This window comes from Arthrobacter sp. D2-10 (assembly GCF_054161285.1).
This window is the reverse complement of record NZ_CP096431.1, coordinates 2,984,354-2,998,583: the sequence shown is the minus strand read 5'-3', so window position 1 is coordinate 2,998,583 and position 14,230 is coordinate 2,984,354. Positions and strand designations below refer to the sequence as shown.

11 protein-coding genes are annotated in these 14,230 nt (G+C 58.4%); 8 read left to right on the top strand and 3 right to left on the bottom strand.

Annotation, left to right across the window (positions count from 1 at the left end; translation table 11 throughout):
• Positions 1–362: 362 nt before the first annotated feature.
• The 3 genes from M1D74_RS14040 to M1D74_RS14030 all read left to right on the top strand — a co-directional run bounded on the left by M1D74_RS14040 (position 363) and on the right by M1D74_RS14030 (position 4,277).
• Positions 363–1,169, top strand: coding sequence for a TIGR02391 family protein (locus tag M1D74_RS14040; protein WP_458115677.1), 807 nt, complete (start codon positions 363–365; stop codon positions 1,167–1,169).
• Between the two features lie 84 nt (positions 1,170–1,253).
• The gene (locus M1D74_RS14035) at positions 1,254–3,227 is read left to right on the top strand and encodes a hypothetical protein (protein WP_458115676.1); all 1,974 of its coding nucleotides are present in this window, start codon (positions 1,254–1,256) and stop codon (positions 3,225–3,227) included.
• 87 nt (positions 3,228–3,314) lie between these two features.
• Complete coding sequence (locus tag M1D74_RS14030) at positions 3,315–4,277, top strand: hypothetical protein (RefSeq protein WP_458115675.1); 963 nt, start codon at positions 3,315–3,317, stop codon at positions 4,275–4,277.
• A gap of 43 nt (positions 4,278–4,320) precedes the next feature.
• Here the strand turns inward: M1D74_RS14030 and M1D74_RS14025 are convergent, their stop codons facing one another.
• A complete protein-coding gene (locus tag M1D74_RS14025; protein ID WP_458115674.1) occupies positions 4,321–5,313 on the bottom strand; it encodes a hypothetical protein in 993 nt (330 codons plus the stop codon).
• A 373-nt stretch (positions 5,314–5,686) separates the two neighbouring features.
• Between M1D74_RS14025 and M1D74_RS14020 the strand changes: the two genes are divergently transcribed.
• Positions 5,687–6,307, top strand: coding sequence for a recombinase family protein (locus M1D74_RS14020; protein WP_458115673.1), 621 nt, complete (start codon positions 5,687–5,689; stop codon positions 6,305–6,307).
• Complete coding sequence (locus M1D74_RS14015) at positions 6,300–7,049, top strand: hypothetical protein (protein ID WP_458115672.1); 750 nt, start codon at positions 6,300–6,302, stop codon at positions 7,047–7,049. The genes M1D74_RS14020 and M1D74_RS14015 overlap by 8 nt, the downstream gene beginning before the upstream one ends.
• A 157-nt stretch (positions 7,050–7,206) precedes the next feature.
• Here M1D74_RS14015 and M1D74_RS14010 read toward each other — a convergent pair whose 3' ends face one another.
• Positions 7,207–8,406: a hypothetical protein gene (locus M1D74_RS14010; RefSeq protein ID WP_458115671.1), complete on the bottom strand. Its 1,200-nt coding sequence runs from the start codon at positions 8,404–8,406 to the stop codon at positions 7,207–7,209.
• A 117-nt stretch (positions 8,407–8,523) separates the two neighbouring features.
• Between M1D74_RS14010 and M1D74_RS14005 the strand changes: the two genes are divergently transcribed.
• Both M1D74_RS14005 and M1D74_RS14000 read left to right on the top strand, forming a co-directional pair.
• Positions 8,524–9,225 carry a class I SAM-dependent methyltransferase gene (locus tag M1D74_RS14005; RefSeq protein WP_458115670.1) on the top strand — a complete coding sequence of 234 codons (702 nt, stop codon included), beginning with the start codon at positions 8,524–8,526 and terminating at the stop codon, positions 9,223–9,225.
• Positions 9,226–9,569: 344 nt separating this feature from the next.
• Entirely contained in the window at positions 9,570–10,385 is an 816-nt protein-coding gene (locus M1D74_RS14000; protein WP_458115669.1) for a hypothetical protein, read from the top strand.
• 605 nt (positions 10,386–10,990) lie between these two features.
• On the opposite strand, the gene M1D74_RS13995 is transcribed toward M1D74_RS14000, so the two are convergent.
• On the bottom strand, positions 10,991–12,964 hold the full coding sequence (locus M1D74_RS13995) for an SIR2 family protein (protein ID WP_458115668.1): 1,974 nt from the start codon (positions 12,962–12,964) through the stop codon (positions 10,991–10,993).
• Between the two features lie 82 nt (positions 12,965–13,046).
• Here M1D74_RS13995 and M1D74_RS13990 point away from each other — a divergent pair, with 82 nt between their 5' ends.
• The gene (locus M1D74_RS13990; RefSeq protein WP_458115667.1) at positions 13,047–14,174 is read left to right on the top strand and encodes a hypothetical protein; all 1,128 of its coding nucleotides are present in this window, start codon (positions 13,047–13,049) and stop codon (positions 14,172–14,174) included.
• Positions 14,175–14,230: the final 56 nt, after the last annotated feature.

Below are 14,230 nucleotides of genomic sequence, written 5' to 3'. Positions count from 1 at the left end.
CGGTCGTCATCCTATCCACGCCTCCTGGGGAAGCGCACTGGCGACCGATACTTCATTGAGCACTTCGGAGCGGTGGTCCCAACGGTGTCAAGCGCAGCTTTACTCTTGATTTGGGCTGGCGTGGAAAACGCGACACCGACAGGTCCGTCGAGATTGAGGGTTTATGGGCGAATGGGGCACACCATTGTCAGCAACGTATGTCTGCCGACGTCCGAGGTGAATTCAGGCGATATGTATGACGGCGCCTCGGCTCGGGAAGCTACACGACTCGTTGTCGACACATTCAACACGCGTGGAGTTCTGACCTTACAGATCCACGAACGGCTGACGCGCTATCCCGATGCTGTGAAGGGTGAGTGACTGTGAGCGCAGTGAAGCACCCGCCGTTCCCAGCCGGGACTCTCGAGCACGTTTGTAAGCTCATCGCTGAGCTGTACAGCGGCTCCGAGCTCACACGGATTATGGCTGAGATTCCGCTCCGCTCTGACCCAGGCGAAGGCAATACCAAGTGGCGCCGCTTAGCACACAGCGTCAGCAGCAATCAGACACGAACACAGAACGGTAACGCTCTCATCGCACTCATCACGACCTCAATGCGCCCGGAACGAATCCTGGATAGGGCGGATGCGGCGCAACAGACCCGCGACCAGCTTAATCAAGCGCTCTCGCTCGTCGCTCTGAAGGTTCGTGACGATGGACGTGTCGCTCACACCGCTCGTGCTAAAACCGTCGACGAGGCCGAAGCACGGACAGAACACCTCCGCGTGATGCTGCAACGGCGAGGCGCGCATCCCGAGGTTCTGGCATATTGCCGCCCAGAGCTTATGCGATCGGACTACTACGAAGCTGTATTTGAGGCGATCAAGGGCCTGGGCAGCAGATTGCGGCAAATGACGGGTGTCGATGGTGATGGTTACGGTCTAGTCGAAGCAGCCATGGCCGGTAGTACTCCACGTCTCCGGCTCAATTCCTTGCGGACGCGAACGCAACGCGACGAACAGCTTGGCGTCGCCAATCTCGCCAAAGGTCTATTTAGCGCTTTTCGCAACCCTGCAGCACATGAGCCAAGGATCGAGTGGTCGTTGTCCGAACAGGACGCCCTCGATGTGCTCGGGACCCTTTCCGTAATCCACCGGCGCCTCGATGCGGCGACGATCACCACACACTGAGAGGCGGACATTATGACGGAGTGGCTCCCGCTTCCACTTGGGTCGGCACTCAATGCCGCACCTTCAGCGCCCGCGCATGCACCGGTGATCGAGAAGCTCGAGCTTCTTCCATTCAATGCCCTGTCGTGGGAGGACTTTGAACGTCTTCAATGGCGAGTCATGCATGACGTAGAAGGCCTCCGCCACGCCCAGCTGTATGGCGATCGCGGTCAGGCCCAGTACGGTCTAGACATCGTCGCTCTAGCGCCGGACGGGATCGGAGTGGCACTCCAAAGCAAGAAGTACAGAAAGTTTGGGGCGGCGGAAATCAAGTCAGCCGTCAATAAGTTCCGCACAACAGAACGCCCGTTCTCGATCGATCGTCTCATCATCGGCGTGGCTCGCTCAGTCCGAAGCACCGGAGCAATCGAGGAGCTCGCCGAGCAAAAGAAGACGCTTCACCCAATCAGCCTGGAGCTGTGGGACGAGCAGCGACTGTCTTACTTATTAAGAGGACGACCCGACATCGTCATCGAGTTCTTCGGGCTGCCGACCGCTGAGGCATTCTGCCTCCCGTTCAAGCTGGATGTGACAAGCGTGCCGGCTGCGGAGGTCGTTGCAATTCAAGAGGCAATGGCTCGCACACCCGAAGTCACCACCGGCGCACAGCAAGACTTCGATGACGCGGCAGCAACGAGCGACCCAGCGGAAGGGCTTCGGCTCATTGAGGCCGGGCAAGCTAAACTACGCGATGCTGGATTCGCACCACACGCGGCTCAGCACGATAAAGACAGGATTCGTCTGCTCGCTAGCGTCGGTCGTGCTGGGGAAGCTGCGCGCCACATACTCGACGACTTCTGGGCCGCGCTCGATCAGGGGCTGTCCGGCACTGCTCAGATTACGCAATCTCGACTGGACGAACTGTCAAAGTGTGCGACTAAAGACGGCACTGTCGAGCTCTACCGGCGGATTAGTCAGGTGGCGATTGATCTTTACTTGAACCCCGTCGCGCACGTTCCAGAAATCGACCGCCTGCGCATCGGGGACCCGGTTGACCAGGTCCGACTTGCGTTGCTCGCTGGTGAGACAGCCTTGTCCAACGACGACATGCCGTGGCTATCGAAAGCCGTCCCGCTGTTCACTGAGCTTTCCGCTGTCTCTTCGATTGACCGTGTTCTCCGTACCCGGTCTAGGTTGCTCCTCTCGGAAGCAACCGGCGACTGGTCCGAACTCCTTAGCGACGCGCGCCGGTTGAAGCTCGGACACGACCTGCTCGGGTTGGTGACGGCCCGCTACGCACGTCGTTGCGCGCTAGATCAAAAATTTCAGGAGGCCGATTTCGCGTGGGAGGAAGCTTCGGGGTACGCAACGCTGGCACGCCAGTGGGGCGAGGCCTCGACATGGATATTCAGCCGCCGAGCTTTTCGTGCCCGCTGGAAGCCGTTCACTAGCAACGAACTCCTGCCGCTACAAACAGCAATCCGCGAGATGGGGACTTCCTCGCCAATCGTGCCCGCCGCCGAGGGCGCCTATGAAGACTCACTCGCAGCGCTTAACGACAACAAGCTCCGATCTGCGGCCATATCGGCTCAACGAGCACTGCGCGACGCCGTCACCGCCAGCGACTGGGTCCGGGAGGAACGAGCGCGGCGCGCCCTCGCCAGCATTCTCATTGAATCGGATGAGCCCGCGCTGGCCGCCCGCCATCTTGCGCGAGCGGGTGCAACCAAAGCTATGGAGGTCCTTGGCAAGGATCACCCGCGAGAGTTCATAGACGTCATAGACGACTTGGCCGCGCCAAACTACTGGACTGTCAGCACAATTTATCGGCTGCTCGCCACGCAAGCGGATGTCATCCCGGACGTCCTTGTCGACACGGTGTCCGAGCATCTCTTCGACGAGCTGACCGCGGCGGAGACGGGAAGCAAACCAGATCTCCGAGCATTCGCTACATCTAGGTACAACAATGCAGTCAAGGTACTCGCTGGGATCGCCGACCGCCTTGACGCAGATCGGGCAAACAAGGCACTTAGCCACTTCGAGCAACAGCCACCCGTGGAAGAGAACCACTATCGATAACACGACGAAGACGAAGCTATCGTCATAGCCAAGATTGCGCTCACCCACACATCACTCGCAGCCCGCGCAGTTCCCCACCTCGCTAGCTTGCTCGGTCGATCGCAAGTTGCCCGCAAGAGCATCACCCTTGAGGCAATCGATGAGAACCGGCCACTCGCCCACGAGACCCTCACCTCCCTCGCAGATGCAGGAAATAACTGGGCAAGCGAAACACTCTCGCTTGACGAACCCGAAGAACTCGACCCCGACGTTACCGCTGAAGCACTAGCTAGACTCACCACGCCACTCGTCCACACGAAGGGCGTCTATTCAGTAGGAACAAACGCTATCGGCGACTCACTGCTAGTTCGTCATCTGCCGACTGACGCGGTCGACCAAGCCATGGGAGAACTTCTTGATCGAGCCGACGACCCTCATCTGGGCTCCAGTGATCGAGGCGAGTATCTGGTTGCGGCCGCAAATCTAAGTGCTCACACTGACGCGTCCAAGCGGCCGAAGTTCTTTGAAACTGCGGTCCGGTTGGCCACTTCACCTACCCCCTCAGATCACGACAAGCTCAATGAGCAGTTCACTCACAAGCTCGGCGCCGTCCGCATGAACGGGAAATCACACGACAGCCGCGGTCAGGCGGCCTTCCTCGCCGCGACGCTCGCCGACGATGACATTCAACGGGCCAACGTGCGACGCCTCGCCTATTCGCTGCTCGGCGAGGAATCAGACTACTGGCCGACCCGAGCCCTGCAGCACCTGGGTGATGCGGTTAGGGACGATCTCGCCTTCCTCGCAGGCCAGGGGTGGGCCATTAGGAGTCTCGCGGCAACCTTGTGGGTCAAGTTTCCTCACCCAGAGCACTTGGGTAATCGTCTCAGCATCGACCCCGATGTACGCGTTCGTCGAGCACTCGCCCGCGCGCTCACTCAACAGCCTGAGACGGCACACTCCACGGTCCGTTCACAACTGGCGACCGACCCCGCGTACAGCGTAAGAATGTCGCTGAAGCCTGCCGTGGACCCGCCCGCAAAGTGCATGCCTCAATCCTCATCCGGATGAGGCCGCACCCAACACGAGGGGTATAAACCACCGAGTCACGGTGTCAAGCTACGAGCCTTGCAAGTGAGCGAACCGCGTTTGTGAACTGCTCGAAGCTCAACCGAATGTGACCATTTTGAAGACCTCCAGTGCTCCGGAGGAGCTCGTTTGCTTTGAGTGCAAGCAACTCATCTGGAACGAAGCGTGGTTTCGTCCTGCTCACCCATGGCCAGCGATCCGCCTCATGACCTCGCTCTTGGACGTAATCCTCAGGCAAGTTCTCTGGCTCTGAAATCACTTCTACGACGGCGTAGCAATCCCTGGTTTGGGCACAGATCAACACCAGGTCCCCCGGCTTGATCCTTGGCCGCCCCTTGCCTTTTCCTTTCTGCGGGCTGCCGAAGAACCACTCGCTGCGCCACTGGTCCAGCGCGGGGGCACCGTACTCGGATTTCAACCAAAGGGCGCGCTCCCTATCACGAGCATCCAGCAGAAGTTGCTCCAGAAGTGCCAGGGCAGAAACACTGTCCATGCCACCTGCCAAAGGTCTTGCTGCCTGAGTCAGCTGCTGCGCCTGTACGTGAAGCTCTTTGAGGTCCTCCGCAGTTATCTCGCGACTCGGCCAACTCTCCATGGCCAACTTGACGGAAACGACTTGTGCACCCACCAACTCAACACCCAGCTCGACGTTTGGCGCCGCTGCATTACCCAGTCCGGCGCCCGTGAGGTTTGCCGATCCAAGGAAGCCCTGCCCGCCGACAACAAACGTTTTGGCATGCAGTCTGTCTACGTGGCGAAGGCTGACACCGCCGTGAGCGAGTTCCTCCAGGCCATCTGTCCGAAGAAATCCGTTCGCCACTGCGCTGGGGTCAAGGCACGTAAAGAGCTGCCACTTGTAGTCTGACCGGCACGCTACCTGCGCCAATCGTCGACAGACTTCGTAGGACAGGTAAGGGCTAGCCAGTAGTACGTCTCCATCGACGTTCTCGACGGCTTCAAACAACCAATCAGCGGCTCTGCTGTGGACCGCACCTTCGTTCATCACGATGATGACCATACTTTGACCCTGCTACAGGGCAGGCCATCGCCACGCATGCGCCGGACTACCTGCCGCCCTTTTTCGCGTGGTGCTGTTCAAGAGAAACCGCTGCTCCGACCTCCAAGTAGACAGTCGAAGCTCGCGGAATCATTAGCCCCGCCGGTCCCCGTATCACCGGGCGAGAAAATGCCTGGTGGAGGTCCGGCGTCTGCAACATTCATTTGTGTTGCAACTCTAGGGTTGCAACACACTGGACTGAGACACCAGCACTCCCCCGTCACTACTACTCCCTACATGTCTTGCTACCCTGTCTCCTAAGTAGGGGTATACATTCGTGACCGAGAAGTAGGTTGCGAGACGATTATGGGACCAATCGGTACGGAGGAGCCGCATGGGCAAGCTCATCGGGTACGCGCGGGTATCAACTCGCGTCCAGGACACCGATCGGCAAGTCGCCGACCTGCTCGCCGCCGGCGTCCGCCGCGATGACCTGTACATCGACCACGGCGTTAGCGGTGCTCATGCGCGGCGGCCCCAGTTCGACAAGGCCCTCGACGCACTGCACGAAGGCGACACCCTGATCGTCACCACCCTCGACCGCCTGGGCCGTTCCACCGCCAATATGCTCGCCCTGGCCGATGAACTTCGAGCTCAAAAGGTGAACCTGCGCGTCTTGAACCTAGGCGGCGGGAACGTCGACACCGGCACCCCCATGGGATCCATGGTCTTCACCGTCATGGCTGCCCTCGCTCAGATGGAGCTCGAAATAAAACGGGAACCCGTCAACGACTCCAACACCAAACGCCGCACCGCCGGCCTCGACCTCGGCGGACGACGACCGATCTTCAGCGACAGCCAAATCGCCAACGCCCGCCGACTCATTGAACAAGGCCAACCCGCATCCCACGTCGCGCGCGACCTCGGGATGTCTAGAGCCACCCTGTACCGCCGAATCGCCAACCTCGACGCACAGCAATGGATCGCCTCGCTTCCCAGGCCCACGAATGATTGATGACGTGGGCGGAACCCTCGGCAAGGATGAAGGTGCCCCGACTGATGACGCAATCACCGACACACCTACATCGGAGCCAAAACTGGTGGTTTTGCCTGATACAGCCGACACTCGGTTATTGGTGGACCTGACAAGTCATGCCAACGACTTGTCTGAGGCAGCGCATTCACTAGGAATCGCTCTAGACAGCGGCGAGGGTTCTGAGCTGTGGGAGCCGCTGACTTCCCACGCGGTCACGGCGTACATACGTCCTTTCATCCTCTCCAACGTCCGTCGCCGTCTCGACGAAATGCCCGGGTTCCCTGGGCTACCACCGGAGCTGATGTCCACCCACGAGATGATTCGGAAGTACCGTAATGCGAAGGTAGCGCACTCCCAATCTGATTTGGTTATGCCCCTGCCCGTCGCCTTCTTAGGCGATAAGGGCGAAGTACGACGAGTTTGGGGGATGACCCTCACTCACCAAATGCCTCTGGTTATCGCCGATCGCTTCGCCCATCTCCTTGAAAGAATGGGAGGGATAGTCGACGAACTCATGCAACCGGTGAACGACCGGCTCCTTTCATGGGCAAGATCTCAATCCCCGGAATCGGTCTGCGATTGGAAAGGACCCGAAATCCGCGCATCAATCGACGCTGACTTCAACGCCGCCCGGGAGAGAAAGCGAACCCCTCGCTTCACCGCCTACTGGAGCATCAGCCCGGTTGATGACCCGGATCATGATGTGATCCCTGATCTCTAAACTTGTGCACACATCTGCGGTGAAGAAGCGGAAACCGACCCTATCGCAACGCTAATCGCGCGGTTCCTCAACGATGCGTATGGGTGTACCTAACTGCACCATGGCTCTTACCTTCGGGCTTCCCCCCTCGTCCCGAGTGGGCTCCGGATCGTTCGTCTCAGTTAAGTGCGAGGGCGGCATCGGCTATGTAACGGGTTAGTGCTGTTCTTTGCCCAAAGAGCGTGTGAAGGGCGGGCGTCGGCGGATCGCTCAGGAGCTCGAAGGGAAAAGCTGTGAAACCGGCGCGTGCGAGCAGGCTCCCGTGATGCCCCCATAGCAATTCATCTGCTGACACCTCCAAGCCCTCATCGGCAAGACCCTGGGAGAAAGCCGAGATGATTTGCGGATCGATAACGGATGCTGAAGCTGCGGGTAGTTCACCGGCGTGCATGAGGCCAATGAGCAATTGACCGAGATCAAAACCGACCGCATGAAGGTTCTGGAAGGCAATGTCGATAAGAGCGAAGGTGCCTGGTCCCCCCCTCACCGGTAAAAGGTTCTGGGGAGAAGCATCCCCGTGAGGTAGTGACTGAGGACACTGATCCAAGCGGTCGAGAATGGATGGCAGCCGGCGGGCGAGCTCCGCTAGATCGCTCCGTAAATGCGGATCAGCTGAAGAAGCAATCAGGGGGTGAGACCAAAAGTCATCACTGTCGAGGGTCGGCAGCAATGGCATGACCCTACCTTCTACGTAACGCCGCAATCCGAAACCTGGTGGAATGCCAGGCCTGACCGAATGTTTAGTGTTGCAGCGACGTGCTGCCAAGCGCCCTAGGAGATAACCTGCCCTGGCGAAACGCTCAGTGTCCCAGGGACCCGGTTCAAGGTGTACGTCTTCCATCCAGAGCATCAACCGGTCCTCACCAAGATCAACTACTTGGTGCAGTACAGGCACACGCAATCCAGGAGGGAGGGTTGCTGTGAACGTCGGTTCCCACGCCTGAAGTTCCATGCGCCATGGGAAGTTCGCGGCGAAGTCGTCCCGCAACCACTCGGGAAGTTGTGAGAGTCCCGCCCAATGCCTGGGGTGCTGCAGTTGCTTACCGAACAGAGACCAGCGCTGGCCGTCCTCGGTGCTACCGTGCACCCGGAACAGTCCAGCGGTGGCCGGGGACGAAAACGGGTAACTCACTACTTCTACTTCCCACTGTGCAATACCGATCTTTCGGCCCAGCGACTGGCTGACCATCATGGTCAGCAGCGAATCGTCGGGAGTAGCTACTCCCAGTAGGTCCTGTCCCTGGCCACTCATGGCCGCCCTTTCGCCGGATAATGCCCCCGTTCCCATCACAGTGATCTCCAGACGATTCCCTGTCAACGCCGGCGAGTATGCCCGTTGCCCGGCTAACGAGACTCCGGCGCTTGAACTTACCTGAGGTGAGCGCTTCATAGGGAACCGACCCGTTCAGTAAGGACCCGTGAGATGCTGACATCCATGTCGTCTCCCAGTTGGTACCCGAACGAAGTACCTCTCGCCGGCCGAGAGAATCTGGACCTAGAGCATGTCGCCCGATACGACGGAAAGATGGATTCGGACGCTGCAGCTGAAGTGTCCTTGCTGAAGACCTGGGGGCTCACGGAACGATCGACGCTCATCGAGTTCGGCGCCGGCACAGGGCAATTCACCGTTGAGGCTGCACGGAATTGCGCCCAAGTGACCGCAGTGGACGTTTCACCCCCAATGCTTGAGTACCTGCAGAAGAAACTGACGAAGCAAGGCCTGACCAATGTGAATCTGGTCAACGCAGGATTCCTGAGCTACGCCCACACTGCCGGTGCGGTGGACTTCGTCTACTCGCGCTACGCACTGCATCATCTTCCGGATTTCTGGAAAGCTATCGCGCTGCAACGTATGCGGACAGCGATGTCTCCCGGCGGAATCTGCCGGTTGTGGGATGTCGTCTATGACTTCGACCCGTCGGAGGCCACCGAGCGCATCGAGGCGTGGTGCTCTCAAGGTGGAGACAGTGTGGACGGAGAATGGAGCCGTGATGAGTTCGAAGAACACATCCGGGAGGAGCACTCCACTTTCCGTTGGCTCCTCGAACCCATGTTCAATCGTGCTGGTTTCGACATCGTCGAAACCCAATACGTGCCAGAGACCTTCGACGCAAAGTCCATATTGTGCGCAATCTGATACTTGTCCCAGAGTGGCACTAACCGCCCGGGCTGCCCTCAACTCCGTTCCAATTTCGGACTTGGGTTGTGACTAGCGCGCCCCTGCTCATTACCGACCCTCCCATGAAAGTACCAAAAGCCGTCGATTTTGACCTATCCGTCGGAGTGAGTCGCCCGACGCGTGTACTGCTCGATTTTTGCCGCCCAACAGTCGAGAGGGGCCTGCACCCTTTCGACTGTCCGAAAAGGTGTGGACGATAGAAGTCCTGAACCTATCGTCCACATGCATAAGCAAGCATCGGTGATCAGCGAGGAGGCGCCTTCGCGCAACTGTGCCTGATTACTTCGACTAATGTGCTCAAAGTGGACGACTTCGAGGAAGTGCTGCAGCAGATCAGGGCCGGCGCCCAACAGCGGGACTTGCGAATCATCGACGCCGTTTTCCGCGATGAACCCACCGTTATTCTGAGACTCGAAACCACAACAATCGACGAAGCGCTCGATCTCGCCCAATACGTCTTTGCTCCCTTCCTTTCAATAGACACTTCTCGTCTCACCGCTTCAGATCTCACGGACAGCTGGGACCAGGATGACGAAGATCCCTCCGCGCCTCCCCCGGAACTGATGAGGCAATGGGAAGAACGTGAAGGGCAAATCGACGGCGTCTTCGTGCGTTGGATCGCTGGCGGGTCTGATTACCTCTATATGGCAATCCCCTCCTGGAAGATTGAGCTCGACGAACTACGTGAGAAATGGTCGGAAGATCAAGAAGCACAACGCTCCGATGGGCTAAGAGCCCACTACATCCGCATAACTCACCTCGCGGAACAACTTGAACGAGAGCCCGCCTATAGAGCCGCCACTTCACAAACACGTCGTTCCATCGGCAAGGCACTGCTGGAACCTCTGCTTCGATCGCAGGAGGGCGCCGTGACCGAGCTCCTCGTGTTGAAAGAAGCCAGCAAGCTAGTTCGAGATAATGCGGCTGAAGCATATGGGCCACTGCTCGGTCAGATCGATCAGCTTGCCGCCGAGCTGCGGGCAACCGAAGAGTGGATAACTGCTCGCCGAGCCGCCGATCGCACTGCAGCCATACGTAAATTTCTCATCGACCGCACAGGTGGGTACGCGCCAGCAGGAATGCTTATAGAGGATCTGAGGCGAGCAGCAAGCCGATAACGTTGGTGATTCATGTGGGGTTGGAGTCAGTCCACCCCTCCCAGGAGTTCGCCTCGCCAGCTCGGGCCGGATGTTCATTCCATCACCGCTGAGGCGGGCTTCCCAAGTATTGTCCGCTTATGCACACTTACACACGCAAAGCTCGCCGGCTGGGAGTCACTCCACCGGTGGAGCAAGACGAAATTGCTCGCTTCTTAGAGCTAACCTCATCACAACAGTTTGAGGTACTACGGAAGCTTAGAACCGACGCAGCGCATCTGAGCGGAGGAAGCTTGAGCGCGTTCACCGCGGTCTATATAAGCGTCATTTTGGCCGCTGCGCCTCTGATCGGTTCCTCCGTCTCTACTACTTGGCCCGTCCTAGGCACTATTTTGCTCGGATTGGCACTACTAATCGTCGGGCTCAGCTTGGCAGTCACCTTCATCTTGCATCAACGAGACCTTGCCCGCAGCGCAACTCGGCTCGCCTTCTTTGAAGAGGCTCAGTCCCGTGGCCAGTTGGCGCGTGACTTTGTTGCATGAAGAGAGAGGAGGCGATTTCAGGGGCTCATCCTTCTGTCCACCTGAGCACGGCACAGGCTCGCTGCCAATACGCTGCAAGAGTGCTCAGGATGTAGGTGCGGCTGCTGCCCTCAGCTCTTCGGGCGTTTTCCCAGTATCCAACCATATTTGAGAAGGGATGAATCCATTCCCTCTTCCCCAAGAAAGATCACTTCCGATCGTTCCCAGTCTTGCGCTGACGGCGGCAACTGCTACGGCGAAGCCATCAGGATCTGTATTGAAGCCACTCGCGATGAGGGGGTGGGCGGTACCTTCGGCCTTTATGTCACTGATTAGACGGTTGGCTGTGACGCTTCGGTATCTCTCGTTGCCTCGTAAATCCGTAGTCAGCACGTGAGGTCTTCCGACTGGTGCGAGTCGGCCTAGTACCTCTAGTGCCCGATCGCGACCCTGCTGAACGCTCGCACGGGCCCTCTGCGCTTCGCCGTTGCCGCTGCCAGCGCGTTCGAGGGCGGAGTTTGCCTCTTGATAAGCCGCATCCATCTCAACGTAGCTCGGTAGCAGCTGAGCAAACTGTGGATTGCGGTGTGTCACCCATGCCAAACGCAGGACTTCGAAGAGCTGCCAAGAATCATCGAGAGCCTCAGAACCGAATGAGAGCGCTTCTTTGAGGAGAGGGACGACAGTGTCAAATACTCTTGTCGGAGAATTTCGGGCGTTTTCGTATCCACTTCCAGCATCGAGACTGAACGCTAGTGGCTCATATTCACCGCTATATCGATTAGGTCGCTGGAGGGCGAAGAGCCGGGCGAGCAGATCGAAGCGTTGCCCGGCGACCGCGGAGACACCGGCGGCGTAGAAGAGGATGCTGCCTGTAATCACACGCAGGGAAAGTAGTCGGACGAGTCCGCTGCCGTCGACCGGAGTAGCGAAGCGCGGCAGCTCATCGATCCACCAGTTATCTGTGCGTTCATCGCCCCAGTACGCAAGTGTCGCCACGAGCGCTCCGGCCATTCTGCTGGTCTCTTCCACCCGACCCAACATCGTCTCGTAGTCGCCACCAACCTGATAAGTTGCGAGGTTGAACTCGGGCACTCGATGCAGCGCCGCAAACTCACGCCTAAGCGTGTCATGCAGCCCAATTGCTACCTTCCGGCCCGACAGTTCACGCTTTGCTGTTTCTACCGCGACTGGGACGGTCAGAGGATGGCGCGCTCGACGACTGGCAAGCGCTTCCACGCCGTCAGCTATCCGACCGAAGCCCGTATCCGCATCCTCGGCTACCAGAACGCCCTTCTTCAAGGTGCGCAGGTTCGCCGCCTCGTCGGAGACCGGGCCGGGCTCGAACCAGGTCAAGGTAAAGCGGTTCGGGTAGTGGGCAGCGATTGCATCACGAAGCGCAGGATCATACTTCGATGACCAGCCAGCCAGAATCAAGCCATAGTTCTCCAAAATCATTTGCAACAGCTTGGAGGTACTCGGGTGATACGCCGCCAGCTCCGTCACGGTATTCAGCATGGAAGTCGGATTCAAATAGTCACCATGCAGATGGATGATGCAGCAGTTCAAAGTGTGCAGAGGTGCCATCCCCTCCACTTCAGATGGACTGGCCACAACTGTCGGTGAAATACCCTCATCCAGCAGTGCACGCTCAATGAGGTGATCAAAGTTCAACGTCACAATGACCTTCACCGCTTCCGACCGCACCAGACGAGCGATCGATCGGTGAGCCGCGGTGGGGGCCTTACGTCCCGTCTCCATATCCTCCGGTCTCTGCTCGAAGTAGTTTCGCAAGAGGCGCTGTCGTTCTATCTGTGTCGGTGCGACGCGCTCCAAAACTCCTTCGTAGGTTGGATACTCGCCGAATTGCTGCTCGTACCAGGCAATAACGTCATCGGGTGTCGCACCGCGCACCTCGGCCACTCGCGTAACGAGATCCTCTAGTACCCCCCATGCCGTGGGGATGCCGCTGGGCGCAGAGACTCCGGCGCCTAGCAACAGCGCGTAGGCGCCGGGATTGGCATGAAGCGAGAAGGCGACGGCCAGCAGGTCGTCAGCGTCTACGGAGCTATTCGTCATGCAAACACGCTATCGGTGAACCAGCATCTGCAGCGACGCGACGAATAGCTCGCAAGTGAGCTTCAGGCAATAAAGTAACCCCATGGGGGTACTGCATCCAGGCGTAAACGAGATTGAGTGGTTGGCCGATCTCAAGACCACAGCGGAACGCATAGGTTCCGAAATATTAGGCCACCGGATCCGGTGGTCCGTTGAGACGAAGGTGTCTCAAGCATCTCGCGACCGCACTGACGTACGGGTCGAAACAGAGGATGGAGCTGTCCTTTTCACCGGAGAAGCTAAGCGGCCCGATACCCCCGAGGGCGTTCACCCGCTGGTTGTCGCTGAGGTCAATGACGCAGTACAGAAAGCCCAATCGCAAGGGGCTGCCTACTGCTTTACTACAGACTTCTCTCAAATCGCCTACCTAGAGGCTGGTCCCGGACTCCACGCGCAACCGCTCAGGCGTCTTCAGGGCGACATCATTCCGATGGTTGCCGATTCCTACATGAATCAAGTTGGGTGGTGGAAAGCCCTCACGACACCCGAACGCACCACGGCATTAGAGCCAGGCCTTCGGGCGCTATTTCAACGGTATGCCGCCGCCAGAATCGGAAAGGCCCCGTCTCTTTCCATCGACTCTATGGCTCTTGACTACTTCAAGACCATCACCGATGCACTACATGCGCCACTTAACCGAGTGTTCGCAGCGACTTACGAGACTGCCTCGCCAAGCATCCACCAACAGTCACTTGCTGCAGGGCTGAACCTGGAAGTCCCCCAGGATCGCCAATATCTAGTTGCTCAAGGTATCGCCGAGGTGCTGACGGCCACGTTGTTCCACCGACTCCTACGTGACTACTTTGAGTCTCTAGACCCGCTACTAGGTGGAACGACGCCTAAAACAGCCGACCGCCTTCAGCAAACCGTTTCTGCCGGGTTGTTTGAAGCGGTTCGAATAACGGGCGATTACAAGCCCATTCTGGTTATCAGCGATATGGCTCAGTGGACCTTGAGCTCGTCTCCGGCTGACGCGCTTCCCCATTGGCTGGCCCTCTTTGACTTCACTGAGAAGCTTGACCTTCATCTCGTGTCCAGTGACATTTTGGGCACCATCTTCGAACGTCTTATCAGCCCAGAACGCCGGCATGAGCTTGGTCAACACTACACACAACCAAGACTTGCTCGCGCCATGGCTAGCTGGGGCGTCCGTACCCCGATGATGTGGTGATTGATCCAGCATGCGGAGCAGGGACCTTCCTCGTGATGAGCTAACCCCATCAAGAG